This is a genomic window from Kitasatospora sp. NPDC096140, from assembly GCF_040303045.1.
GTDB lineage: Bacteria > Actinomycetota > Actinomycetes > Streptomycetales > Streptomycetaceae > Kitasatospora.
Map to the genome: position 1 here is coordinate 113,118 of NZ_JBEOUW010000009.1, position 25,704 is coordinate 138,821.

20 protein-coding genes are annotated in these 25,704 nt (G+C 73.0%); 5 read left to right on the forward strand and 15 right to left on the reverse strand.

All coding sequences use genetic code 11. From position 1 onward, the window contains the following. Nucleotides 1–77: 77 nt before the first annotated feature. From ABT048_RS11665 to rpe, 4 genes are all read right to left on the reverse strand, one after another. Nucleotides 78–4,481 (reverse strand): LamG-like jellyroll fold domain-containing protein, encoded by a 4,404-nt coding sequence (locus ABT048_RS11665; protein ID WP_350521174.1) that lies wholly within the window; start codon nt 4,479–4,481, stop codon nt 78–80. Nucleotides 4,482–4,906: 425 nt separating this feature from the next. Beyond that, entirely contained in the window at nt 4,907–6,961 is a 2,055-nt protein-coding gene (locus ABT048_RS11670) for a transglycosylase domain-containing protein (RefSeq protein WP_350521175.1), read from the reverse strand. Nucleotides 6,962–7,182: 221 nt separating this feature from the next. Further along, nucleotides 7,183–8,142 carry a pirin family protein gene (locus tag ABT048_RS11675; protein ID WP_350521176.1) on the reverse strand — a complete coding sequence of 320 codons (960 nt, stop codon included), beginning with the start codon at nt 8,140–8,142 and terminating at the stop codon, nt 7,183–7,185. Between the two features lie 149 nt (nt 8,143–8,291). Next, nucleotides 8,292–8,975, reverse strand: a complete 684-nt coding sequence (gene rpe, locus ABT048_RS11680; protein WP_350521177.1) for a ribulose-phosphate 3-epimerase — start codon at nt 8,973–8,975, stop codon at nt 8,292–8,294. Nucleotides 8,976–9,257: 282 nt separating this feature from the next. On the opposite strand from rpe, the gene ABT048_RS11685 reads away from it, so the two are divergent. Next, a complete protein-coding gene (locus ABT048_RS11685) occupies nt 9,258–10,109 on the forward strand; it encodes an SCO6745 family protein (protein WP_350521178.1) in 852 nt (283 codons plus the stop codon). Between the two features lie 104 nt (nt 10,110–10,213). Here ABT048_RS11685 and ABT048_RS11690 read toward each other — a convergent pair whose 3' ends face one another. The 6 genes from ABT048_RS11690 to ABT048_RS11715 all read right to left on the reverse strand — a co-directional run bounded on the left by ABT048_RS11690 (nt 10,214) and on the right by ABT048_RS11715 (nt 15,703). Further along, nucleotides 10,214–10,873 carry a C39 family peptidase gene (locus ABT048_RS11690; protein ID WP_350521179.1) on the reverse strand — a complete coding sequence of 220 codons (660 nt, stop codon included), beginning with the start codon at nt 10,871–10,873 and terminating at the stop codon, nt 10,214–10,216. A 318-nt stretch (nt 10,874–11,191) separates the two neighbouring features. Continuing rightward, the gene (locus tag ABT048_RS11695; RefSeq protein ID WP_350521303.1) at nt 11,192–11,782 is read right to left on the reverse strand and encodes a DUF4188 domain-containing protein; all 591 of its coding nucleotides are present in this window, start codon (nt 11,780–11,782) and stop codon (nt 11,192–11,194) included. Nucleotides 11,783–12,026: 244 nt separating this feature from the next. Next, complete coding sequence (locus ABT048_RS11700; protein ID WP_350521180.1) at nt 12,027–12,641, reverse strand: TetR/AcrR family transcriptional regulator; 615 nt, start codon at nt 12,639–12,641, stop codon at nt 12,027–12,029. A gap of 132 nt (nt 12,642–12,773) precedes the next feature. Beyond that, entirely contained in the window at nt 12,774–13,760 is a 987-nt protein-coding gene (locus ABT048_RS11705; RefSeq protein WP_350521181.1) for an aldo/keto reductase, read from the reverse strand. 69 nt (nt 13,761–13,829) lie between these two features. Further along, on the reverse strand, nt 13,830–14,651 hold the full coding sequence (locus ABT048_RS11710) for an ABC transporter permease (RefSeq protein WP_350521182.1): 822 nt from the start codon (nt 14,649–14,651) through the stop codon (nt 13,830–13,832). Beyond that, on the reverse strand, nt 14,651–15,703 hold the full coding sequence (locus ABT048_RS11715) for an ATP-binding cassette domain-containing protein (protein ID WP_350521183.1): 1,053 nt from the start codon (nt 15,701–15,703) through the stop codon (nt 14,651–14,653). Before ABT048_RS11715 ends, ABT048_RS11710 begins: the two co-directional genes overlap by 1 nt. Nucleotides 15,704–15,808: 105 nt before the next feature. Between ABT048_RS11715 and ABT048_RS11720 the strand changes: the two genes are divergently transcribed. Beyond that, complete coding sequence (locus ABT048_RS11720; protein WP_350521184.1) at nt 15,809–16,570, forward strand: TetR/AcrR family transcriptional regulator; 762 nt, start codon at nt 15,809–15,811, stop codon at nt 16,568–16,570. A gap of 16 nt (nt 16,571–16,586) precedes the next feature. Here ABT048_RS11720 and ABT048_RS11725 read toward each other — a convergent pair whose 3' ends face one another. The 3 genes from ABT048_RS11725 to ABT048_RS11735 form a co-directional block, all read right to left on the reverse strand. Next, complete coding sequence (locus ABT048_RS11725; RefSeq protein ID WP_350521185.1) at nt 16,587–17,969, reverse strand: pyridoxal-phosphate dependent enzyme; 1,383 nt, start codon at nt 17,967–17,969, stop codon at nt 16,587–16,589. A gap of 115 nt (nt 17,970–18,084) precedes the next feature. Beyond that, complete coding sequence (locus ABT048_RS11730; protein ID WP_350521186.1) at nt 18,085–18,552, reverse strand: protease inhibitor I42 family protein; 468 nt, start codon at nt 18,550–18,552, stop codon at nt 18,085–18,087. Nucleotides 18,553–18,590: 38 nt separating this feature from the next. Further along, on the reverse strand, nt 18,591–20,168 hold the full coding sequence (locus ABT048_RS11735; protein ID WP_350521187.1) for a peptidoglycan-binding protein: 1,578 nt from the start codon (nt 20,166–20,168) through the stop codon (nt 18,591–18,593). A gap of 381 nt (nt 20,169–20,549) precedes the next feature. Between ABT048_RS11735 and ABT048_RS11740 the strand changes: the two genes are divergently transcribed. Then, on the forward strand, nt 20,550–21,692 hold the full coding sequence (locus ABT048_RS11740; RefSeq protein WP_350521188.1) for a serine hydrolase domain-containing protein: 1,143 nt from the start codon (nt 20,550–20,552) through the stop codon (nt 21,690–21,692). Continuing rightward, complete coding sequence (locus tag ABT048_RS11745) at nt 21,689–22,246, forward strand: hypothetical protein (RefSeq protein WP_350521189.1); 558 nt, start codon at nt 21,689–21,691, stop codon at nt 22,244–22,246. The genes ABT048_RS11740 and ABT048_RS11745 overlap by 4 nt, the downstream gene beginning before the upstream one ends. 159 nt (nt 22,247–22,405) lie before the next feature. Here the strand turns inward: ABT048_RS11745 and ABT048_RS11750 are convergent, their stop codons facing one another. Together ABT048_RS11750 and ABT048_RS11755 are read right to left on the reverse strand one after the other, a co-directional pair. Then, nucleotides 22,406–23,800 carry an alpha/beta hydrolase gene (locus tag ABT048_RS11750; protein ID WP_350521190.1) on the reverse strand — a complete coding sequence of 465 codons (1,395 nt, stop codon included), beginning with the start codon at nt 23,798–23,800 and terminating at the stop codon, nt 22,406–22,408. Nucleotides 23,801–24,075: 275 nt separating this feature from the next. After that, the gene (locus ABT048_RS11755; RefSeq protein WP_350521191.1) at nt 24,076–24,885 is read right to left on the reverse strand and encodes an alpha/beta fold hydrolase; all 810 of its coding nucleotides are present in this window, start codon (nt 24,883–24,885) and stop codon (nt 24,076–24,078) included. A gap of 281 nt (nt 24,886–25,166) precedes the next feature. Between ABT048_RS11755 and ABT048_RS11760 the strand changes: the two genes are divergently transcribed. Next, complete coding sequence (locus ABT048_RS11760) at nt 25,167–25,694, forward strand: GNAT family N-acetyltransferase (protein ID WP_350521192.1); 528 nt, start codon at nt 25,167–25,169, stop codon at nt 25,692–25,694. Nucleotides 25,695–25,704: the final 10 nt, after the last annotated feature.

The following is a 25,704-nucleotide window of genomic DNA, read 5'->3' on the forward strand; positions in this document are numbered from 1 at the left end:
ACTCCCTCGGGAGAAGGTGGATATGACAGACCATGGGCCGGGCGGCAGGTAGCCGCCCGGCCCATGGAGGTTGAGGATCAGACGCCGGTGGCGGTGGCCAATTCGACGTTGTAGTCGGCGAGCTTGGCGATCTGCGCCGGACTCAGCACGCCCTGGTACAGCCAGACGTCGTCCAGCTGACCGGAGAAGTACTCGCCCCAGGCGCCGGCCGCCCGGTTGCGGCCGAACTGCACGCCGCCGCCCGCCTCGTAGGGCTGCGGGGCGCCGGTCCAGGAGACGTGCGGGATGCAGCCGGTCGAGCCGTCCGGGCAGCCCTGGTTCTCCGGCTGGCCGTTGACGTACAGCACCAGCCGGTCCGCGAAGGCGTCGTAGCTGACCGCCAGGTGCGTCCAGTTCTCCAGGACGGAGGTGGCCGGGGTGTGTGCGGTCAGGGTGCGCACCGCGCCGTTGGCGTCGGAGTCGCGCACCTCGGCCTGCCACTGGCCGGTGGGCTGTCCGGTGGCGTCCTGGCCGAGGGCGTGCCAGCGCAGGGTGACCGCACTGTTGGCGGCCCCTGCCACCGACAGGACCGTCATGTCCCGGGTCGGGACGCCCGCGGTGTTCGCCCAGGCGGCCAGGGTGAAGCTCTGGCCGGTGTGCAGCGGCGTCGAGGCGGTGGCGGCGTAGCCGGTGGAACCGTCCAGCAGCAGGGTGCCCGGGTTGGGCAGCACGCCGCCGTCGCCCTTGATCGAGGCGCCGCCGCCGAGCTGGGCGCCGGCCTTGGCCGGGCCCTCGTCCGGGGTGACGGCCGGGGCGCCGGTGGCGGCGGAGAGCTTCCAGCGGCCGGCCAGCTGCGGGCGCTGCTGGACCATCGAGGTGGCCTCGGGGCCGGTGACGACCCGGTCGTAGACCCGCACGTCGTCGATGTCACCGCCGAAGAACTCGGCGTTGACGCCCTCGCGGTTGACCGCGCCGATCTGCAGCGGGCCGGGGTTGGCCCACGGCGCGTTCTGGGTGTAGTCGGACTCACCGACCAGGTAGCCGTTGATGTAGAGGCGCAGCTTCTTGGCGGCGGTGTCGGAGACGCCCAGCAGGTGGGTCCACTCGCCGGTGGTGCCGGCGAAGCAGGGCACACCGTTCACCGGGGTGCCCGGGGTGCAGTCGGGCTGCGAGGTCCGGACCAGGGTGTCGGCGGAGGTGTCCTCCTTGTAGCGGCCGAAGATCCAGCGCTTCCAGTAGGGCGAGTAGTACAGCGAGAACTCGTTGTTGTGCTGGCCGATCTGGGTGACCGCCATCTTGGGATTGGTGTCGCCGGCGGTGGGCGCCGGCAGCTTCACCCAGGTGGAGACGGAGAAGTCCCGGCTGCCGTCCACCTGCGGGCGGGTGCCGCGCAGGTAGTCGTCCACACCGTCCAGGTGGATCGCCTGGCCGGCGATGCCCGGGCGGCCGAGCGCGACGCCGCTGTAGGCGGTCAGGTTGTCGGTCTCGGTGGTGCCGGCCGGCTTGGCGTCGGCGCCGTCCAGGTGCCAGACCGCCTTGGCGGGGCGGCCGGTGGCGAGCTGCTTGTCGGCGGCGACGCCGGCGGCCTCGGCCGCGGTCAGGTTGCGGTCCCAGAGCCGGACCTCGTCGATCGAGCCCTTCCACGGGTCGGTCATGTTGCCGTGCCACTTCGAGCGGCCGAACTCCAGCGGGCCGCGGGCGTCCCAGGCGGCGGTGACGGCCACCGGGGTGCCGGGCACGCCGTTGACGTACAGGGTGCCGGTCTTGGCGACCGGGTCGTAGACGCCCGTCAGGTGGGTCCACTGGTTGAGCACCACCGGGACGTCCGAGCTCGCCGTCTCCAGGGTGTAGACGGCGTTGGTGTCCTGGGTGGAGGTCCACATCGCCCACTTGCCGCCCATCAGGCCGAGGGCGAAGCGGGCCGCGAAGTTGCCGTTCTCACTGACCGCGACCCGGTTGCGGGTGGTGTCGCCGGTGAGGTTGACCCAGGCGGAGACGGTGAAGCCGCGGGTGGTGTCCAGGACGTTGCCCTGGGTTTCGGCGTAGCCGTTGGGGGTGCCGTCCAGGGCGAGCGCGTCGCCGAGGTGGCCCGGCGCCTTCGGGGTGGCGCCGGAGCCGAGGGTGGCGTCGAAGCTGCCGCCGGTGCCGGTGACGGAGGTGCCGCCCGTGTCGTCCATCGACCAACCGGTGCGCTGGGTCTGCCCGGAGAGCACGTTGAAGTAGTACGTCTCGGGCTGCGAGGCGTTGCCCGCGCCGTCGATCGCCCTGGCGGAGAGGAAGTGCGCGCCGGCGGTCTGCGGCTGGACGCGGACGGCCTGCCCGGCGCCGCCACTGGTCGCCACCTCGTTCGCCGCGGACGGCGAAGTGTCGATGCCCCACTGGTACTTGACCACGTCGGTGGCGGCCGACTTGAGGGTGAACAGGCCGTTCTTGCCGACGCCGTCGGTCCACGGCAGCGCCGCGGTGGCGTCCTTGGAACCCGGGTAGGCGTCCGAGGTGATCGCCGGGCCGTCCGGCGCGGAGGTGTCGACGACGAAGTAGCAGCCCGTCGGGTCGCCGTCGGAGGACCACGGCCCCCACTGCGCTCCGTCCCAGGCGCGGGCCTCCCAGTCGAGCTGGATGTTCTGCGGCAGGCTCGTCGGCAGCGGCCAGGAGAACATCGAGCCGGAGCCCTTGAAGGTGTTGCCCGCCGGGGCGGCGTCCTCCGAACCGGTGGACCACCAGCGGCGGCGCAGGCCGGTGCCGTCGTCCCAGCCGACCGCGAACTGGACGCCGATCGCCTCGCCGTCCGGGTCACTGGCCCGGGTGGTGACCTGCGGCATCTTGTTGATCTTGATGCCCGGGTACTGGCACACCGAGCCCGGCGACATCGTCATGTCGGACATCGGGATCTGGTTGGGCCGCAGGTTGTAGTACACCGACAGGTACGCGTCGTCGGTGAACCGCTTCCAGGCGAGGGTGTCGCCCTCGTTCTGAGCCTTCAGGCCGAAGCTGATGGTCGGCCAGCCCCAGTTGGCCGCGTCCTGGACGAGGTTGCGCACCGCGCCGTCCTCGCCGTACTCCAGCCAGCCGCCGGGGCAACTGCTGCTCCAGCCCTTCGCGGTGTTGATGGTCTGCAGGTAGCGGCCCCAGAAACCGGAGGCGTTCTGGGCGTTCCAGTTCAGGCTGGGAGAGATGTAGCCGGTGTTCCAGAGCTCGACGGGCCGGGAGTCGCAGGAGTACGACCAGCTCTCGTAGGTGCCGAAGGTGGCACTGAGGATCTGCTTGCCGACGAACGGGTTCGACATCTGGAAGAACGCCCGCTTCACGTCGGTCGGCGCGCACCGCGAGGTGTCGCCGCAGTAGCCGACGCCCCAGTCGTGGACGTAGTTGCTGTTGTACGTGAAGTGCCAGTACGCCTGGTTCGGGTAGGTGCGCGAGACACCCGCCCAGTCGCCCGCGTGCGGGGTGTTCCACGCCGGGTCGATCATCACCGGGTAGACCGTGTCCGGGGCGTCCAGCATGCCCTGGTCGGGCGAGAGCAGCAGGCCGTCCTTGGGCAGCTCGACCTTGAGGCGGGTCATCTTGGCGCCCTCGCCGGGCAGGTCGCCGTAGCCGGCTTCGGGGGCGCTCTGCGCGGGAGCGGCGGCGTTCTGCGCGGGAGCGGCGGCGGGGGCCTCGGCCTGTGGCGCAGCCTGCGGGGCGGCCTTGAGGGCCTTCGGGGCGGCGGCGGGGGCGCTCTGCGCCGGGGCCGCGGGGGGCGCGCTCTGCGCCGGGGCCGCGGCCGGCTTGGAGGAGTCCCACATCACCGGGACGGGCGCCTCGAAGACGGTGCCGCCACCGGCCGGGTCCTTGGCCTTGAGGGTGCCGTCCGCCTCCTGGCTGAAGGTCAGGCCGTCGCCCTGGAGTCCGAGTCGGAGCCGGTCCAGCTCGGGGTTCTTCGCGGCCTCGGCCGTGTGCACCACGATGACCTGGGTGAACCCGGTCTTGGTGGCGGAGAGTCGCAGGTCCACGTCCGGCAGGATCGACGGGTACTCGGCGGTCGCACCCTTGACCGTCGGCTTGGGCAGCGGCTTCGGCCAGCTGAGCTTCAGCTCCTTGCCGGCGCGGGCCATTGTGACCAGCGGCGCGCTGCCGCCGCCGGAGAACCGCAGGTCCGCGGTGGACCCCTTGGGGGCGACGGTGCCGCCGGGCAGCGTCTGCAGCGTCGGGTCGAGGTCCACCCAGGCGCCGTTCCTGCGCACCCGCTGGGGCTGGACGTAGGTGGTGGTCTTCAGCTTGCCGTCGGGCTGGGCAACGGTGTCGCTGGTCTCGCTGCGCTTGGCGAGCACCTCCACCGGCCTGCCGGTGCGGGCGGCCTCGTGGACCGCCTGGGTCTCGGCGTCGTCCCGCACCCCCGCCGCGCCGGGCGGGGGTGTCCCGCCGGGGGCGGCGGCGGCCGGCACCACCGCGGTCGCGGCCAGCGCGACCGCGGCGAGTGCCGCGGCGAGCAGGCTGCCCGACCGTCTTGCTGCTGTTCTCACTGTGCGTAAGCTCCGACTTCCGGTATGTGGGCGAAGTGTGGAGCGGATCTTCACGGACAGATGAAAGAACTGTCAACGTTCCATCAGAAAAGCATGAGAAATCCCGCCCTGCTGGCACATCATCCGGAGTGGATCAGTCCGATTAAAGGCGGACGAACTGCCCATCCCCACGTGGGGAAGGTCACGCCGCGGAAAGGTTTGCGGATCCGCACCCGCCACGACCGTCAGTGACCGCCGCGGAGAACCGACGCCATCGACTCGATGTCCGGGCGGCTTGTGGGCGTGTGTGTCCTTTCGGTGCTCGCACCTCTACCGGCGCCATCCGCGCTGTTCAGTGAGGTACGGCGGCAGAACGGCGAAGGCCGTCGACCCACCCGCCCCGTGGGGTCGAGTGGGTCGACGGCCTTCGCCGGAATGACGGACCGTTACGGCAGCTGGACCGAGGGGAAGGTGCCGGCCCGGGTGCCGTCCAGGGCGCCGTCCATCGCGTCGCGCCAGATCGGGCCCGCCAGGGTGCCGCCGAAGGCCTGGTCGATCACCTTGCCGCCGATCTTCTGGCCGTCCAGCGGCTTCGGGTTGTCGGTGTCGCTGACGACGGTGGCGCCGGCCATCTCCGGGGTGTAGCCGACGAACCAGACCTGGCGGCTCTCGTTGGTGGTGCCGGTCTTGCCCGCGCTGTCGCGGCCGGTGAGGCCGGCCATCTTCCCGGTGCCGTCGTCCACGACGCCCTTGAGCATCGCGGTGACGGTGTCCGCGGTGTCGGCGGACATCACGGACGAGCAGTTCGCCTGCGGCACCGCCAGCTGCTTGCCGTCGGGGCCGGTCACCGAGGTGAGCGCGGTCGGCGCGCAGTAGGTGCCGTGGGCGGCGAAGGCCGCGTAGACGCCCGCCATCGCCAGCGGGGTCAGGTCGTTGCTGCCGAGCGTCATCGACGGCACCACCTGGAGCTTCTCGCCGCCCGCCTGCTCGGTGATGCCGAGCTTGTTGGTCATCTGCGCGACGTTGCAGAGCCCGGTGTCGGCCTCCAGCTTCGCGAAGTAGGTGTTGACCGACTGCGCCATGGCCGTCTTCATGGTGAACTGGCCGGTGAGGGTCGGGCTGTCGTTGTGCACCTGCCCGGACGACGGGAACTTCGCGCCCGAGCAGTCCTTCATCGCCGGCCACGGGATGCTGTAGTCGGTGGTGTAGCTCTGGGCCGGCGTCAGGCCGTTCTCCAGGGCCGCCGCCGCGACGATCGGCTTGAACGTCGAACCGGTCGGGAAGCCCAGCCCGCCGCCCATGGCCTTGGTGGCGTTGTAGTTGATCTGGGTCTGGTGCTGCTTGTCGTCGACGCCGTACGGACGGCTCTGCCCCATCGCGAGGATCTTGCCGGTGCCCGGCTCGACGATGCTCATCGCGGTCGCCGCCTGGTCCCCGGCGTTCACGTGCCCGGTGACCGAGGTGTACAGCGCCGCCTGCGCCTTGGGATCGAGCGTGGTGTGGATCTGCAGCCCCCCGCGCTTCCACACCGCCTGCCGCTCGGCCGCCGACTTCCCGAACGCCGGGTCGGTGAGCACCACCTTGCGCACGTAGTCGCAGAAGAAGCCCTCGCCCTGCTTGGCCAGGATGCAACCCTGCTGCGGCGCCTGGACGTTGAGCCCCAGCGGAGTCGCGATCGCCTGCTGCGCCTGCTCCTTGGTGATGTGCCCGTACTCGGCCATCTTCCGGAGCACCGTGTCCCGCCGGTCCTTGGCCGCGGTCGGGTTGACCACCGGGTCGTAGTTGGTGGGCGACTGCTCCAGACCGGCCAGCATCGCGGCCTGCGGCAGGGTGAGGTCCTTGGCGTGCACGCCGAAGTAGCGCCGCGCGGCCGACTCGATGCCGTAGGCCTTCTCCCCGAAGAAGGTGATGTTCAGGTAGTTGGTGAGGATCTGGTCCTTGCTCAGGGTCTCCTCAAGCTTGATCGCGTACTTCAGCTCCTGGATCTTGCGGCCGACGGTCTGCCGCTGCGCCTCCTGGACCTTCTGCGGGTCGTCGCCCGCCTCGTCGACGAACACGTTCTTCACGTACTGCTGGGTCAGCGTGGACGCGCCCTGCGCCGTGGTGCCGGAGGAGGCGTTCTTGTCCAGGGCCCGCAGCACGCCCTTGAGGTCGATCGCGCCGTGCTCGTAGAAGCGGTTGTCCTCGATGTCCACCAGCGCGGTCTTCACCAGCGGGGATATCTGGTCCGCCGGGACCACGGTGCGGTCACGGTCGTACACGGTGGCGATCGTGCCGCCCTGGGCGTCGAGGATCGTCGAGGCCTGCGACAGCGCCGGCGTCTTGAAGTCGTCGGGCAGGCTCTGGAAGTCGTCCGCCGCCGACTGGGCCCCCAGCCCGGCCGCCGCCACGGCCGGCAGGGCGATCCCCGCCGCCACCACACCCGCGACCACACTGATCCCGATCAGCCGCAACCCGTGCCCGAACTTCCGCATGCCCGCCCCCGCCCGCTCCTGTGCCATGGACAAGGACCCTACGTGCACGTCATGAGGAACCCGTAAGAGATCCGGTACCGATCTGTCACAACTCTGCGACAAGGACCCCCACCCCCGTTCACCCCGCCGCCCTGGCCCGGCCACCGGAACCGCACCGGGCGAACCGGCCCCACCGACCGCGGCTCCTCCTCCTTCAACAGCGGGGTCGCAACTGCCGCGGCACGACGGCGGCCGAGCGGGCACGAGGGTCAGCGCTCGCGGCCACGGGGCTTGAGAGGCGTGGCGGGCAGCTCCGGGGCGGGGAGGCGGTCGCCGGCGTAGCCGTGGACATCGCCGAAGCGGGTGCCGGCCATCCAGTCGGTGCGAGCCTGGGCGATGTCCTCGGTGGAGCGGCCGATGAAGTTCCACCACATGACGATCTTCTCGTCGAAGGGTTCCCCGCCGAGGAGGAGGACGGCGGCGTCGGTGCGGGCGTGGAGGGGGAGGTCGGGGCGGCCGCAGCCGAGGTAGAGCATGGAGCCGGGTTCGACGGGGACGCCGTCGACGTCGACGTGGCCGGACATCGCGAGGACGGCGTACTCGAAGTCGGGGACGAGGGGGAGGCGGAGGTCCGCGCCCCCGGCGAGGGCGAGGTCGGCGCCGACGAGGGGGGTGTGGGTGGTGCCCGGCGAGGTGGCGGTGTCGAGGGTGCCGAGGATGACGGTGGCGCGCAGGCCCGGGGCGGTGACGACGGGCAGGTCCGGGTGGTGCTCGAAGGCCGGGGCGGTGTGCCGGCGGGCCTCCGGGAGGGCGACCCAGAGCTGGGCACCGTGCAGGTAGCGGGCGTGCGGGCGCGGGGACTCCTCGGAGTGGGAGATCGCCCGGCCGGAGGTCATCAGGCCCAGTTCGTACGGGCGGACGGTCTGCAGGCTGCCGAGGCTGTCGCGGTGCAGCACCTCGCCCTGGTGCAGCCAGCTGACCGTCTGCAGGCCCATGTGCGGGTGCGGCGGGACCTGCATACCGGGCTCGTCGGCGATGTCGTCGGGTCCGTAGTGGTCGACGAAGCACCAGGCGCCGACCATCCGGCGGCCGAGGTTGGGGAGCAGGCGTCGCACCACCGTGCTTCCGCCGAGCGGGACTTGACGGGCCGTCAGCAGGTCCTTCACCGGCCCGGTACTGGCCTCGCGGCCGCAGGCGGTCGGGGTTGGCTTGAGGTCGAGGTTGCTCATCGCGGTTCCACCACCGTACGAGGGAGGCCGGGCGGAGAGGGGTCCGTCGTCACCGATCATCCATCACGGTCCGACGTTCCTCCACCCGCACCCGGCCATCCGGCGGTCGGCGACCCGGTGCCCCGGCGCCCCTCGTGAGCTGCGGCGGCTCAGTGCGCGCAGGCCCACCAGGCGTCCGCCGAGGCCTTGTCGGCGAACCCCCGCAGCTTGCGGACCGCCTCCGCCGGGTCCTCCGCCCCGTACACGGCCGAGCCGGCCACGAAGACGTCCGCGCCGGCCTCGGCGCAGCGCTCGATGGTGCCGGCGGCGACGCCGCCGTCCACCTGCAGCCACAGCTCCAGGTCGTGCTTGGCGATCAGCTCCCGGGTGCGGCGGATCTTCGGCAGCATGATGTCGAGGAACGCCTGGCCGCCGAAGCCGGGCTCGACGGTCATGATCAGCACCATGTCGAGCTCGGGCAGCAGGTCCTCGTACGGCTCGATCGGCGTGCCGGGCTTGAGCGCCATCGACGCCCGGGCGCCCTTGGCACGGATCTCGCGGGCGAGCCGGACGGGCGCGGCGGCGGCCTCGACGTGGAAGGTGACGGAACCGGCGCCGGCCTCGACGTACTGGGGGGCCCAGCGGTCCGGGTCCTCGATCATCAGGTGGCAGTCCAGCGGGATGTCGGTGGCGCGGGCGAGCGACTCGACGATCGGGACGCCCAGGGTCAGGTTGGGCACGAAGTGGTTGTCCATGACGTCCACGTGCAGCCAGTCGGAACCCCGGACGGCCTCGGCCTCGTCGGCGAGCCGGGCGAAGTCCGCGGACAGGATGCTGGGGTTGATCTGGGCCATGACCGACTACCTTCACATGAGGGCTGGGGCGCCCCGGGAACGGGCACCTCGCCCCATCATCTCGTGCCGCGCGGCCACCGGCCGCACACCGCCTCCCGTGCGTGACCGTCATCACACCCCGCCCGGGGTTACCGGGGCCGCCGCGATGGTCATCAGCCCTGGAAGCGGTCCACGCGCCCGCCCGTGCGGTCCGCGCCAGCGGCCGTCACGGCACCTGCCGGGCCGTCCCGACCAGTCGAGCTCCCGCTCCCACCCGGAGCTCCGTCCGAGGAAGGTCTCCCGATGACCGATCTCGTCCACCCCGCCCGCGCGCTGTGGTGGCTCTTCGAGCCGGTGCACGCCGTCACCTACTTCCTGCCCGAGGGGCGCACCGCCTTCGAGGAGGCCGGGCTGCACGGCCGCCTGCACGGCTACTTCGCGAGCCGCTCGGCCCCGCTCGGCGCGGTGGACGCGGCGCCGGTGGTCGCCGCGTTCTTCAACTTCTCCCCGGCGATGGTCGAGCGCGCCCTGCCGGAGGTGTGGACGCACGCGAGCCCGGAGGAGGCTCTGGTGGCGCGGCTGAAGGGTTCGGCGGCGACGCTGGCCCGGCTGCTGGAGCACGTGGACCCGGACCAGGTCGAGCTGGTCGCCGAGACCCTGGAGCAGGCCGCGTCCCGGCTGGACTGCGCCGGCCGGGTGCTGGCCGCCGCCAACGCCGTGCTCCCCCGGCCGACCGGCCTGTACGAGCGGCTCTGGCAGGCCGCCACCGTGATGCGCGAGCACCGCGGGGACGGCCACGTGGCCGCGCTGGTGGCGGCCGGGCTGGACGGCTGCGAGGCCCTGGTGGTCCGCTGCGCGATGGACATGCGGCGCGAGATGATCCAGCCGCTGCGCGGGTGGACGGACGCCGAGTGGGAGGCCGCCGCCGGGCGCCTGGTCGAACGCGGCTGGCTGACGGCGGAGGGCTCGGTGACCGAGCTCGGCCGGATCCGGCACCAGGCTCTGGAGGCGGCCACCGACCTGGCCGCCACCCGGGTGTGGGAGGACTACCCGCGCGCCGAACTCGACCGGCTGGCAGCGGCGTTGAAGCCGATTTCGGCGCTGTGTCGCAGCCAGTTGCCGGTCAACCCGGCGGGGCTGCCGGACAGCGTGTAGGCCGGCCGCCGGCCCGTGGCGGTCGGCAGCCCGTGGCAGTCGGCATTTGCTTTCGGTCTGCCGAGCGGCTGCCGCCTGCCGAGCCGCTGCCGCCCGCGGGGCTGCTACGGCGCGCGGACCTCGGGCGGCCCCAGCACGATCCCCCGCCCGGCGTAGAACGCCCCGAACGACCGCCACGGCACGCGCGCGAAGGCCTGCGACTCCCCCGGGAAACCGGACGGGTTGTGAATCAGCAGCGCCGTGTCCGTGGCGCCGACCGCCAGCACCAGGTGCCCGCCGCGCCGCACCGGCTCCGGCCCGGCCGGCTCCCGGATCGACGGGTGCACCGACACCATCACCAGCCGCCCGCCGGCCACCTCGGCCGACACCTCCTCGGGCGTCAACTCCCGTTCCTGCGCAGCCAGTCCCCACCGCCGCCGGACGTAGTCGGCGAACGGTGCGTGGACCAGGCCGTGCAGGCTGTCGCCGTCCCGCACGTACGCGCCGGCCGCCACGCACTCACCGGCGAGCGCCATCGCGGTCGGCGTCACGCCCCACCAGTGCTCCAGCGCCATCCGCAGGCAGGCCACCCCGCACAGCCGCCACGACCACCACGCGTACTCCTCCGGGCCGGCCGCCCCGGACTGCCCCCAACGCGGGTCCGCGGACGCGTCCAGCCGCCCGTCGACGATCTCCCGCACGAGCTCGGGCGACTCCCACTGCGCCCGGTACGGCACCTCGTGCACCACCCGCGCCGGCCTCGCGGCGCTGCCCTGATCCACCATCCCCCGACGCTCTCACGCCGGACCGACCGACCGACTCACGACACTCTTGAGTACCCGTACTCAGGCGTCCGACCTGCGGCTTTCCGTAGCGTCGTCGCGGCGCGACCACGACGTGGCCCCGCCGTGGACACGGGCCCGCCGTGGACGCGGGTCCCGTCGTGGACAAGGACAGCCGAGGACGTGGGAGGCAGCGGCGATGAAGGTCGTCCTGGGAGTACTGGCCGTGCTGGCGGCGGGCGCGCTGATCGTCGTCGCGCCGTGGATCTACCTGGCGGTCGCCATGGGACCGGACTCGCCCGACTCTCCGACCACCGCCACCTACGCGCCCGTCGCGCCGTCCCCGACCGCCGCGTCCCCGAGCCGCTTCCCGGCACCGGCGGTGTCCCCCGCCCCGCCGGTCTCGCTCGACCGGTAGGCCAGCCGCTGCGCCGCGTGCCGTCCGCGCTGCTCCACCGGGAGCGCGCCGGTGGCCCCGGCCAGGCCGAAGGGCGGCATGTCGAAGTAGATCGACTCGTACCCGCCCTCGGGCACGATGTACGTCTCGTGCCAGAGCCCGACGTGACCGCGCGCCTTGCCCTCGCGCAGCTTGCGGTTGGCGATGCCCCACACGGTGTGGTGGAAGCCGTCCGGCGCGCTCGCGTAGCCGTACAGCTTCTCCTTCGACTCCCAGTACTGGACGACGTAGTAGGTGCGCGGCGAGGCGGTGAGCAGGATGCGGCCGAGGAGCCCGCGTTCGGCGCCGCGCTCGGAACCGCGGCGCAGCTCGTACAGCATCCGGAACATCGCGAACATCACCGGGCCCCAGTGGTGCACGGCCCAGAACCGGTTGATCCGCATGCCGATGAGCAGCACCACGGTGTCGCCGGTGGCGCCGGCGGTGGTGTAGCCCCGCAGCGGCTTGGCGAACAGCGAACCGGCCGATCCAGCGGCCCCGGCCTTTCCGGTCGCCCCGGTCGCCGCGGTCGCCGCGGTCGCCGCGGCTTTCGCGGTCTTCCGCGTCGGTCCTGTCTCCTCCGTCGAGCCAGTCGAGCCCGTCGACCCCGTGGACATCCCGGCCTCCCCGCGCCGCAGCCGAACCGAACCGAACCCATGTAATCAGCGATTACATCAGCGCGCGACGACCCGGTCAATGCTCGCCACAGCCACAAATCGACTACTGCGCAGGCCGGTTGGCGACACCCTGGCCGAAGGTGTCGAGCACCTGCGCGGCCAGCTCCTCCGCCTTCTCCGCCGGCAGGTAGCCGTCCACGATCATCTGCGCCAGCCCGTACACCAGCGCCTGCCCGGCCAGGCCGACCAGCGCCGGATCCCCGGGGCGCAGCCGGCCGGCCTCCTGGTCCGCGACGATCACATCCGTCAACGCCTGGTCGATCCCGTCCAGTTGCTCGCGCAGCTCCGGTTCCCGCGAGGCGGTGAACACCCGCGAGCGCACCAGTTCGAACCGCCGCGGGTGCCGCACCGCGTAGCGGACGAATCCCAGGCCGGTCGCCCGCATCACCGACCCCCCGTCCGGTCCGGCGGCCGCCACCTGCACCTCCTGCCAGCGCACGAAGTCCGCCAGCACGCGGTCCGCCAACGCGGTCAACAACGCCTGCCGGTCGGCGAAGTGCCGGAACGGCGCGCCCGCCGACACCCCCGCCCGCCGCGCCACCTCCCGCACACTCACCTTCTCCTGCCCCTGCTCGTCCAGCACCTCGAACGCCGCCGCCACCAGCGCCTCCGGCAACGCCCCGTGGTGGTACGCCCCCCGCTCCCGCGTCTCCCTCATGCCTGCCTTGCTACCACAGCCGACCGGCACCCACCCCCGTACGGCCGACCCCGCCGGCCCGCCCGTCCACCGCCTCACTCGCACCCTGCCGGGGCCCGGACGCGCACCGGGCCCCGGCAGGGTGCGCGGGGGTCACCAGGCGTAGTCCTCCGGGGCGGGCTGGTGGCCCGGGAAGAGCTCGTCGAGGCGGTCCAGGGTCTTCCGGTCGAGCGTGAGGTCGAGCGCGGCCAGGGCGGTGTCGAGCTGGGCCGCGGTGCGGGGGCCGATGATGGGGGCGGTGACGGCGGGGCGGGAGAGGAGCCAGGCCAGGGCGAGGTCGGCGGGGTCGGTGCCGAGTTCGTCGGCGAAGTCCTCGTAGGCCTGGATGCGGTCGCGGTGTTTGGTGAGGAGCTCGCTCGCGTACCCCATGGCGCTGCGGCCGCGGGTGCCCTCGCGCTCCTTGCGGAGGACGCCGCCGAGCAGGCCGCTGCGCAGCGGGGACCACGGGATGAGGCCGAGGCCGTAGTGCTGGAGGGCGGGGATGACCTCCAGCTCGATCGTGCGGTCGAGCAGGTTGTAGAGGGACTGCTCGCTGACCAGGCCGAGGAAGTGGCGGGAGCGGGCGGCCTCCTGGGCCTGGGCGATGTGCCAGCCCGCGAAGTTGCTGGAGCCGACATAGATGATCTTGCCCTGGGCGACCAGGACCTCCATCGCCTGCCAGATCTCCTCCCAGGGCGTGGCCCGGTCGATGTGGTGCATCTGGTAGAGGTCGATGTGGTCGGTCTGCAGCCGGCGGAGGCTGGCCTCGACGGCCCGGCGGATGGCCAGCGCGGAGAGCTTGCCCTCGTTGGGCCAGTCGCCCATGTCGGCGTAGGCCTTGGTGGCGAGGACGGTGCGCTCGCGGCGGCCGCCGCCCTGGGCGAACCAGCGGCCGATGATCTCCTCGGTGCGGCCCTTGAGGTTGCCCTCGCTGTCACGGCCGTAGGCGTTGGCGGTGTCGAAGAAGTTGATGCCGCGTTCGTGGGCGGTGTCCATGAGGCGGTGGGCGTCGGCCTCTTCGGTGTGCGGGCCGAAGTTCATGGTGCCGAGGCAGAGGCGGGAGACGGTCAGGCCGGTGCGGCCGAGGTGGGTGTACTCCATGGCGCCCCACCCAAGACCACACCGGCCCCGCTGTCCAGTACATTCCACAGGCGTGCCGGAGCCCCCTGGTCACCGCCCGTGGGTGGCGAACTTCCGTACCGCGAGCGGCATGCAGAGCGCGAGCAGCACCGCGCTCCAGAGCAGCGCGGCGAGCGCGGGGTGCTGCATCGGCCAGGCGGTGCCGGGCGCCGAGGGGTTGCCGAAGAGCTCCCGGCAGGCCTGCACGACGGAGCTGATCGGGTTCCAGTCGGCGACGGCGCGCAGCCAGCCGGGCATGCCGAGGGTCGGCACGTAGGCGTTGGTGACCATCGCCACCGGGAACACCGCGACCGCGAGTTGGCCGGCGGCCTCCTCCTCTCCGACGATGAGGCCGAGCAGCGTGCCGACCCAGGTCATCACGAACCGGAAGAGCAGCAGCAACGCGAACGCCCCTGCGGTGTCGGCGAGTCCGTGCCGGGCGCGCCAGCCGGCGGCGAGTCCGACCAGCGCCATCAGGGCCAGGACGGCCACGCTGACCAGCAGGTCGGCGAGGGTCTGTCCGAGCAGCAGACCGGTGCGCGAGACGGGCATGGAGCGCAGCCGGTCGGTGACGCCGCGCCCGACGTCGCGGGCGGCGCCGACCATGGTGGGCATGACGCCGTTGGTGGCGACCATGGCGAACAGTCCGGGCATCAGGAACTCCCGGTAGTCACCGCCGCCCGGCACCTGCATGGCGCTGCCGAAGACGTATCCGAAGACCACCACCATGATCACCGGCACGCCCAGCGAGGCGGCCAACAGGCCTGGCGAGTGACGGTAGTTGAGCAGGATACGCAGCATGGACGTCCAGGTGTCGGAGACCAGCCGGGCGACGTTGGACGGGCGCGGAGCGGGGTACGCGACGGTGGCCATCAGGCGGCCCTCCCGGCCTCGGCGGCCTGCGCACCCTCGACCGACTGCGCACCCCCGACGGACTGCCCGGCCGCGGCGGCCTGCGCACCCCCGACGGACTGCGCGGCCGCCCGGTCCGTCAGCGCCAGGAAGACGTCGTCCAGCGACGGCGCCCGCACCGCGACATCCTCGGCGACGACCCCCGCACCGTCCAACTCCCGTACCAGCGAGGGCAGCAGGACGGACACGCTCGGGGCCGTCAGCACCGTGACGGTCCGCTCGGCCACGTCCACCTGCGCATCACCCCCGGTCAGCGCGGACAGCACCACGGCGGTGTGGGCGAGTTGAACCGGATCGGCCAGGGTGACGGAGACCTGGCTGCCGATCGCCGCCTTGAGCCGGTCCGGCGGCCCGGTGGCGATCGCGGCGCCGTGGTCGACGACCACGATGTCGTCGGCGAGCCGGTCGGCCTCCTCCAGGTACTGCGTGGTGAGCAGCACCGTGGTGCCGTCGTCGGCCAGCTCCTTGACGGTGTCCCAGATCTCCTGGCGGCTGCGCGGGTCGAGCCCGGTGGTCGGCTCGTCCAGGAAGAGCACGGGCGGGCTGGTGACGAGGCTGGCGATGAGGTCGAGGCGCCGCCGCATGCCGCCGGAGTAGGTGCGCACCAGCCGGTCGGCAGCCTCGTCGAGGTCGAAGCGGGTGAGCAGCTCGTCGGCGCGCGCCCGGGCCCGGCGGGCGCCGAGGCGGTGCAGCCGGCCGAGCAGGTGGAGGTTGTCGCGGCCGGTGATGCCCTCGTCGACGGCCGCGTGCTGCCCGGCGAGGCCGATGGAGCGCCGGACGTCCTCGGCGGCGCGGACGACGTCGTGCCCGGCCACGCGGGCGGTGCCCCGGTCGGGGGCGACCAGGGTGGCGAGGACGCGGACGGCGGTGCTCTTGCCGGCGCCGTTGGGGCCGAGGAGGCCGCACACGGTGCCGGCCGGGACGCTGAGGTCGAGGCCGCGCAGGGCCCGGGTGGCACCGAAGTGTTTCTCCACGCCCGCCATCTCGATGGCGGGCCGGTTGGTGTCGGACATGGCTCTGCCCCTTCTCTAGGTACAGCGTACGTAGAAGCGCGTGCGGACGCCATCGTACTACGTACGCCGTACGTATCTAAGATGGGAGCGCGAGGTGATCTTCCAGTGCCGTCCAGCAAGCCCCCCACCGGCTCCGAGAGCCACAAGAGCCCCGACGCGCCACAGCAGCCGGGCAGGCCCACTCCCCCCGAGGCGCCCGAGCTGATCTGGCTGCGCCCCGAGCGCACCGGCCGCGGCCCGCGCCCGGCGCACAGCCGTGACTCGATCGCCGCCGCGGCCATCGGGATCGCCGACGCCGAGGGCCTGGACGCGGTCTCCATGCGCCGGGTCGCGGCGGCGCTCGGCGCGGGCACCATGTCGCTCTACAACTACGTGCCGAAGAAGGAGCACCTGCTCGACCTGATGCTCGACGCGGTCACCGGCGAGTACCGACTGCCACCCGCGCCGAGCGGCGACGTCCGGGCCGACCTCGCCGACCTCGCCCATCAGCAGCTCGGCATCTGCCGCCGCCACCCCTGGCTGCCCGCACTGCTGCTGGCCCGCCCCAGCCTGGGCCCCAACGCGCTGCGCTACACCGACCACTTCCTGGCCGTCACCGCCCCCACCGGCCTGGGCGGCGGGGCCCGGATGGAGGCGATGGCGCTGTTCAACGGGTTCATCACCCAGTTCGCCCAGTACGAACAGACGGCGGCCGCGGGCGCCAAGTGGCAGGCGGAGCTGGTCGGTTACCTCGGCCAGGCGGCAGCGAGCGGCGACTTCCCGCACCTGGCCCAGGCGTTCGCCACCGCCGGCCCACCGGCCGATCCGGACAAGGCCTTCGACCGCACCCTGGACCGGGTGATCTCCGCCATCCTGGCCCCCACATAGAACTCCTGACGGTCCGTCAGGTCGTAACCGCCCCGCCCGGCAGCAGCCCGGCCACCCGCCCGTCCACCAGCACCAGGACGGCCGGGTGCCCGCCCGCCAGTGCCGCCCGCGCCTCGGCCGCCGACTGCCCGACGCCCACGGTCGGCAGCGCCGGGCCGAGCAGCCCGCCCAGCGGATCGCCCGGCTTCGCGCCGCCGTCCGCGAGCGCCGCCACCAGCACCTCCCGCGACACCGAGCCCACCACCTCGGTCGCGCTCACCCCGTACGGGCGCGCCGCCCGCGCCAGCACCGCCGGGGCCACGCCGCCCGGCACGTCGCGCAGCGCCTCCACCGCCCCGCCGACCGTCGCGTCGGCGGGCACCGCCACCAGCGGGCCGGCCGCCGCCAGCGCCTCCCGCACCGCGGTCTCCCCCGGCTCCTCCAGGAAGCCCCACTCCCGCATCCACGCGTCGCTGTGCACCTTCGACAGGTACGAGCGGCCCGAGTCCGGCAGCAGCACGACCACCAGGTCGTCCGGGCCCAGCCGCCGCGCCACCCGCAGCGCCGCCGCCACCGCAGCACCCGAGGACGGGCCGGCCAGGATGCCCTCCTCCCGGGCGAGCCGGCGCGCCGTCAGCAGCGACTCGCGGTCCGGGATCCGCTCGAAGGAGTCGACCACCTCCGGGCGGTAGGCCTGCGGCAAGCGGTCCTCGACCGTATCGGGGTGCAGGAAGTGCCCGATGCTCTCGACGTACCAGGGGCTGCCGTCCCCGCCCCCGTACGAGGAGGACTCCGGATCCGCGCCGACGACGGTCACCGTGCCACCGGACACCTGCTTCAGGTACCCGCCGGTGCCGGTGACGGTGCCGCCGGTGCCGACGCCCGCCACGAAGTGGGTCACCCGGCCGCCGGTCTGCTCCCAGACCTCGGGGCCGGTGGTCCGGACATGGGCATCGGGATTGGCCGGGTTGTCGTACTGGTTGGCGAGCCAGGCACCGGGGATCTCCTCGGCGAGCCGCTGCACCACGTTGAACAGGTGCCGCGGGTTCTCCCGCGGCAGGGCGGTCGGGGCGAGCACCACCTCCGCGCCGTACGCCCGCAGGATGTCCGACTTCTCGGCGGCCGACCTGTCCGACACCCCGGCGATCACCCGGTACCCGCGCTGCCGTCCGACGACGGCCAGGCCGATGCCGGTGTTGCCGGAGGTCGCCTCGATGACCGTCCCGCCCGGCTTCAGCAGCCCGTCCCGCTCGGCGGCGAGGATCATGGACAGCGCGGCGCGGTCCTTGACGCTGCCGCCGATGTTGAGGAACTCGGCCTTGGCGTACACCGGCGCGGCGAGGCCGGCACCGAGCCGGGCGAGCCGGAACAGCGGCGTCCCGCCGATCGCGTCGAGGACGGATTCGTGCACTGCGGTCATCCTGGGCTCCTTCGTCCGGTGCGGCTCGTGCCGTCCGGTGCAGCGTGTGCGGACGTTCCGACCGAGCCTGCCCACACCCGCGCTCCGCTAGCCGTCCCCAACCGGAGGAGGAGGCTCAGCGGACGTCGACGGTGAACTGCCGTTCGGCCCGGTCGGAACCGTGGGCGAACTTCCCGCCCCCGTGGCCGGGAGCCCCGTCGTGCAGCGTGACGGTGGTCCGGCCCGGGTTCTGGGCGCGGAACGTGAAGTAGTAGTGGCCGCCCGAGCCGAGGGAACCGACGAAGACGTGGGCGGCCAGGTCCTCGATGCCGACATTGTCGACGTACTCGTCCCCGGACGCCCGCACGACCGCCGGGTCGGGACCGGGGTCGGACACCGCCCAGGCGTCGCGCGACCCCTGGTACCCGAACACCTCGATGGAGAAGAGTTCGCCGGGCCTGACGGTGAGCCGGTCCGAGGTCGCGCCGAACACCGTGCCGTGGTCGAGCCTGCCGGTGGTCATCCGGTGCACGACCACCGCACCCACGGTGATCGCGACGGCCAGCACCGCGGTCAGGGCGAGGAGGATCCGGCGGCGCGTCACGCGGCCGCTCCGGGGCTGCGGGGTGGTCACTTCGGGCCTCACTTGGGCATTCGGACGCTTGACACGGCCGGGAACCGGTCGTCGGACGCGCCCTGCATGTGGTTGTCGACGAAGTCGCTCTCGCTGACCCAGACCGTGGCGCCCCACGGATTGTAGAGCTCCAGCAGGTCACCGCGGTGCGCGATGATCACCATCTGGTGGCTGCCGGACTGGTACCAGTGGCCGCTGTCCACCGAGATCGGCACGGGCTTGCCCTCGTCGACCTTCCGCTCGATCTCGGCCAGCGCGTTCTGGCGCTGGTCCCGGCTGTCGAGGTCGACGTTCTTGTAGCCGGCGCCGGTGTGCGCGCCGATCTCGTCGTCGGCGACGTCCTTGGACTCGTAGTCCAGCATGCCGTCGGTCCACTTGTGCCACCAACCGCGCTTGTCGTGGACGCGGTCCGTCTCCGACAGCCAACGCTCGTACGCGGCCTTGCCGTTGTCGAACTTCGGGTCACCGGGGTGGCCGCCGGTGGTGAGCTGGAAGGCGAACAGCGGATCGACCATCGCCCGGGCGGTCACCGTCGACGCGGGCACGCAGGTCCCGCGGTTGCCCTGGTCCCACCTGACGCCCTGGTAGCCCGTCGGTGCGAAGTCCGGGGAGGCCGCGTCGAGTTGCACCGGGGAGATCCGCTCGGCCAGCCAGGCGGGGTCGTCGCCGTGCTCGTGGATCAGGTCGCCGAAGGCCTTGACCTCGTCGTAGCCGTGCCCGGCGGCCAGCGCCTTCATCAGGTAGGCGCGCTCCTCCGGGGACTTGCTGCCGGCCAGCAGCCGGTCGAAGCGGGCCCGGTCGGCTTCGCTCATCCCGTCCATGACCTGGGCGGCCCGGGTCACGTCGGCCTCGGTCAGGATGCCGCCGTACTCCCGCCTGCCGTCCACGGCGGCGTCGACGAGCACCAGCTTGTCCGCCGCGCCCAGGCCCTTGTTCGTGAACTTGCCCGCGAGTGCCTTGCCCGCCAGCGCGTTCAGCTCGCGGGCGGCCGCGCGGCCGGCGGTCTCCGCCTTCACCGCCGCGTCGAAGATCGACTTGATGCCGTCCTTCGCCTTCGCGTGCGCGCTGTGCATGGTGTCGTCGTCCCAGTGGACGAGGTCCGGCGCGCCGGCGACGGTGATCTCGTGCAGCAGGCTCAGTGCCTCGCCCAGCGGCGCGGCCCCCTGCCCGTGCAGGGTCTGCGCCTCGCTCAGCGCGGTGGCCAGCGTCGCGAGGTGCAGCCGCCCCTTGTCCAAGGAGTCCCGGCAGCGCGTCAGGTCGTCGGCGGAGGCCTTGACCACCTCGGCCGCCTTCTCGCCGACCTGACCGGTCCAGGCGTCGGGCAGGTGCTGGGAGCCGACGCGTTCCACCTTCATCTGGACCTGGTCGATCTGCCCGACCGCCGCGGTGTAGGCGGCCGCGAGTTCGCCGAGCTTGCCCGCGTCCCCCTTCGGAGCGGCGAGCTGAAGGGCGTCATGGACGGCGTACTTGAGATCACCGGCGCCCCACATGCCGTGCGACTCGTCGATCGTCTTCTTCAACCGCTCCACCTGCTGGCGCTGACTACCCGGCTTCTCCCCCAGCGGGTGCGCATCGTGGTCGGGCACCGTCACACCCCCCGGCGCTGCTGCGGCAACCCTGCGGCCCCGGGCTTCGCCGGATGGGCGCCGAAGCCCGTCCCGGCACGGTCGTCGCTCATGTTCCTCCCCCGGTCTCCGGCCCTTCGGTCCCAGGACCGCCGGACAGCATAGTGCGGACCCGGAGCACCGCTGCACCGATGCACCGTCGCACCTCGACACCGCAGTACCGACCGCGGGAGGCGGGCAGCACCCGCTGTACCAACAGGTCCCCTCAGAGCATGAAGGGATGGCGGACCGTCACATTCGCCCCACCCGCCCCAGCCCCGGTCAAATCATTCGTCGCGGCCGCGCCGACGCCGTACCGTGGACCGGTCGGTGATCTTGACCAGGGAAGGGCAGACACGCACCATGCAGCAGTACCAGGGGTGGGCGGACGAGCACTACGGCGCAGTCGCGGACGTCTTCGCCGCCAACTTCGAGGAGTTCCCCGAGCTGGGCGCCGCCGTCACGGTGTACGCCGGCGGCCGCAAGGTGGTCGAGCTGTGGGGCGGCACGGCCGACGAGCGCACCGGCCGCGCCTGGACGCAGGACACCGTGGTGCCGGTCTTCTCGTGCGCCAAGGGCGCGGTGAGCATCTGTGCGCACCTGCTCGCCCAGCAGGGCCGACTCGACCTGGACGCGCCGATCGCCCGCTACTGGCCCGAGTTCGCGCGGCACGGCAAGCAGTCCGTCACCACCCGGATGGTCCTCGGCCACCGGGCCGGCCTGCCGGCGCTGGACGCGGTGCTCCCGTTCGAGGAGGTCGCCGCCTGGGAGCCGGTGATCCGGGCGATCGAGGCCCAGGAACCGCTCTGGGAGGCGGGCACGACCTACGAGTACCACGGCCATGTGTTCGGCTTCGCGGTCGGCGAGGTGATCCGCCGGATCACCGGTCTGACCCCCGGCGCGTTCCTGCGCAAGGAGCTCGCCGATCCGCTCGGCCTGCCGGTCTGGATCGGCCTTCCGGAGAGCGAACTCCCGCGCCTGGCACGGCTGGTGGAGGCCGAGGGCCGCCGCCCGATGCCCGGCCCGGAACACCTGCTCACCAGGATCGTGACGATGAACGGCGCACTGGTCTTCCCCGGCCTGGACGTGCCGCACGGCTGGAACGACCCGGCCCTGCACGCGATCGAGCTGCCCGGAGCGGGTGCCGTCGCCTCCGCCACCGGGCTGGCCGGCCTGTACGCGGCGGCGGTCACCGGTCTGGACGGCGGCGAGCGGCTGCTCTCCCCCGACACGGTCACCGACGCGGTGCGCGAAGTCTCCTCCGGCGCGGGCTTCCTGGGCTTCGACATGGGCGCCCGCTGGGGCTCCGGCGTGCTGCTCGACTCCCCCGCGTTCCGTCCGCTGCTCGGTGGGCGCAGCTTCGGCAACGACGGCGCCGGGGGCCAGTTCGCCTTCGGTGACGACGAGTTCGGCGTCGGCTTCGCCTACGTCGCCAACCGGATGATCGGCCACGGCGACGCCCGGGCGAACCGGCTGATCGACGCGGTACGCGGGTGCCTGGGATGACGGACTTCCTCACCGTCCTCACCGGCCTGGTCTCCACCGGCGGCCTCGGCGACCTGCGCCACGGCGCCTCGCTGCCCGAACTCGCCGCCCGCTACGGCGATCCCTGGGACGGCGGCCGGATCCGCCGCGACAACCGCTGGCCGCACGGCTTCGGCTGGGGCGACGTGCAGACGGTGTTCTGCCGCTGCCGGCAGCTCCATTCGCTGTCCCTGCCGGTCTGGCACGGAGAGCTGGAACTCCCGCGGCCTGGCGGCGAGTCGGTGACGCTCGACACCCGCGTGACCGAGGCCGAGTTGATGGCCGCGCTCACCGCCGCCGGTTGCGTCTGGCAGACGGTGACGTACGAGAACCTCCCGCACCAGCGGAACCTGCTGTTCTCGCCGGCCGAGGAGGTCCGGGTGGAGCTGGTCCTGACCAACCGGGAGGCCTACGACCAGCCGCCGCTGGAGGAGTGGGTGCTGCACAAGGCGATGCTGTGGGGCTACGAGCACGTCGACTGCCCCGAACCGGACCGCACGCTGCCGGACGACGGCTGGGGCGCGACCGAACGCTGAACCGGGCGCGGGCGGTTCGGCCTACGCCGGACCGCCCGCGCCCGGTCCGCCCGCCCGGTCCGTGGAGGCCCGGTGGCGCCCCGTCCCCACCCCCGTGTGGCACGGACCGTCGCCGGGTCCCCGGCCCCGGTCTCCCCGGGCCCCGGTCTCCCCGCTACCTCACCCCTGCTTCAGCAGGAAGTCGTAGACCGCCTGCCGCCCGACCGGGTTCGCCGCCCGGGTCTGCACCGAGTGCGCGGCCCCGGGCACGATCACGATCTGCGGGTCGTGGGCCGACGCGGCCTGCTGGTACAGCCACTCGTTCGGCGTGGAGAGGTCCCGGTCGCCGCCGAGCAGCAGGACCGGCACGTCGGGCAGCTTGCGGTGCGCCGACGGCGTCGGCGGCACCTGCTCGCGCGGCCAGTCCAGGCAGACCAGCAGACTGCCGAGCCCGGTGGCGGTCGCCGCGTCGTACGGCCAGGTCTGTTCGGCGGTCAGCCGCTGCCGGGTCCGCTCCAGCGCCGCCGCGCGCCCAGCGACCGGGGTGTCGGTGGTGCCCCACGGGAAGCGGCCGTCGGCGCACACGGTGGCGGCGTGCAGTCCCTGGCTGAGCAGGTTGGCGGGGGCGGCGTCGCCCTGGTGGACGGTGTCGATGAAGTTCTGGAGCTTCGCGGGCTGCCCGGCGGCGGCCTCGTGCAGCGCCTCCGCGACGCCGCCGTAGTTCGGGTCGGTGAACTCGTAGCTGGTGAGGGCGTCCAGGATCTGCGCCCCGTTGCCGTACTGCCGAACGACCGCGGCGAGGTCGGCGGCCGGGTCGGTGGTGCAGCCGGTGGCCCGGCAGGCGGCCGTCAGGACACGGGCACTGGCGGGCAGCGCGGCCAGGTCGAGCGGGTCGTAACCCTGTTGCGGCACCACCGAGTCGAGCACCAGGCGGGCCACGTGCGCCGGGTGGGCGAGCGCGTACCGCTCGGCGACGAAGGTGCCGTAGGAGACGCCGTCGAGGGTGAGGCGCCGGTCGCCGAGGGCCTGGCGCAGCAGGTCGATGTCGGCGACGGTGTCCGCGCTGCCGTAGAAGCGGGCGTTCGGGCCGAGGGCGGCGGCGCAGTCGGCGATCGACTGTTCGCGCGGCGCGGCGAGGTCGGAGGAGCCCATGTCCTCCTGCAGGCCGGGGCACTGGAGCGCGCCGCCCCCGGTGCCGCGCTGGTCGTACATGACCAGGCGGTAGTCCTTGAGGACGGGTTCCAGCTTGCTCGCGATCCGCTTCATCAGCGGCACACCGGGCTGGCCGGGGCCGCCGGTGAGGAACAGCAGGTCGCCCTTGGGGGCGTCGGTGTTGCCGGCGACCGCCACGGCGAGGTCGAGGCTCCCGGGCGTGGCACCGCTGTGGTCGAGCGGGACGGTGAGGGTCCCGCAGGTGAACTCCGGCGCGTCCGGACAGGGCGCCTGTCTGGAGATCCCGCCCCCGACTCCGGCCGGTTCGGCGGCCGCCGCGAGGGCGGGAGTGGCCAGGGTGGTGCCGGCGACCACCGCGACGGCTCCCAGCAGGGCGGCGACGCGGCCACGCGTGCTCGTCATGTTCGTCCTTCCGGTCGGCCGCGTCCGTGTGGACGCGGTCACCGAAGTAGCGTGCGCCCCAAGGGAGTTCACTGGCGAGCGTCGGCTCCGCGATTCGTCCAGGGGCGAATCGTCATCACCCGGAAGGCGGACGAACCCACCCCGATCGGCCGCGCCCGCCGGGGCTGTGGCGCCAACCGGGCCGGTGGCGCCTGCAGGAGCACCGTCGAGGGCCCGGGGAGCACGGCCGCCGGACCCGAGGAGCGCTCAGCTCCCGGGCCCGACGGCGGTCCGCCTCACACCAGCACGCGCGGGAGGACCACCCGCACCCACTCCTCTGGCTGCGACAGGTGCGGGGCGTGGCCGGCGCCGTTGTACAGGTGCCGCTCCGCCTTCGGCAGGGCGAGGTCGACCAGGTCCAGCACCTCGCCGAACATCGGCGCACTGTCGTCGCTCTGGGTGAGCAGCGCCGGTTCGGTGTACCGGGCCAAGCCGGTGAGGTCGAGGTCGAGCGCGTCCGGGTCGCGCAGCTCGTCCAGGTAGGTGGGCGCGTTGCGGATGTAGGTGTGCCGGATCGGCGCGGGCAGCTGCTCCCACGCGCCCGGCCCGAAGGCGAGGCTGTCCACGTACAGTTCGGCGGCCGCGGCGGACTCGGCCTGCTCCAGCAGTTCCCGGACGGCGGCGATCCGGTCGGCGAAGGCGGTGCCGATCGGGCGGAGGTCCGGGTCGGCGAGCAGGATGCCGGTGCCCGGCGGCTCGTGCACGCCGATCCCGCGGAGCAGGTCGGGACGGGCCGAGGCGAGCCGGAGGGTGACCAGTGCGCCGTAGGAGTCGCCGTAGACGAAGGCCGGGGCGAGGCCGAGCCCCTGGATCAGCCCGGCCAGATCGGCCGCGTCCTCGTGGACCGAACCCTGGGTGAGCGGGTCCTCGCTGCGGCTGTGCCCCCGGCGGTCGTAGGCGACGACGGTGGCGGACTCCGCCAGGCCCGGCATCACCCGCGTCCAGGAGTCCCCGTCGCTCCACGAGCCGTGCACCAGGACGACGCCGGGGCCCTCACCTTGGGCTTCGTAGTGCAGCGCCACCCCGTTCACGCTGGTCTCGGCCATCATGAGCCTCCCGATCTCCGCGGTGCTCCCACACCAGCCTGACACAACCGCCTGGAAGGCTCAGATCCGCCGGTCGCGGCGGCGCTCCCCGGCGCCGCACGGCCCGGGATGCCCGCGCCGGACGGCCCGGGAGGCCCACCCCGGAGCGGTCCGCGGCCCCGAGCCGGGGTGGCCCGCGGCCCGGAACCGGGGTGGCCCGCGGCCCGGAACCGGGGTGGCCCGCGATGAAGATCATCCTCACGCGTGATCCGCCCGCCCCGCACCCGTGCCAGGCTCGGCTCATGCACTACGTCGTACGCCGGATGGCCACCGAGGAATGGCGGGAACTCCGCGAGATCACCCTGGAGGCACTGCGGGACTCCCCCGACGCCTTCAGCCTCTCCTACGCCGACACCGCCGCCCGCCCCGACGGCTACTGGCAGCAGCACGCCGCCGCCGAGGCCACCGCCCGGGAACGCGCCACGTTCACCGTCCGTGACGAGGACGGGAACTGGGTCGGGATGGCCGCGGTCGAGCCCATCCCGCACGTGCCCGACACCGCACACGTCCACGCCGTCTACGTCGCTCCCGGGCACCGCGGTGCGGGCGGCCCCGCCGCCGACCTCGTGCACGCGACCGTCCGGCACGCGCAGGAGCACGTCGACGTCCGGTGGCTGACCCTCGGCGTGAACGAGGGCAACGGCCGCGCGCTGGCCTTCTACCGACGGCTCGGCTTCGAGGACACCGGCAAGGTGATCCCCTACGTCCGGAACCCGGCCGAGAAGGTCCTCATCCTGGGCTACCCGGACTTCCGGAACGACTCCCGCTGACCGCGGGCCG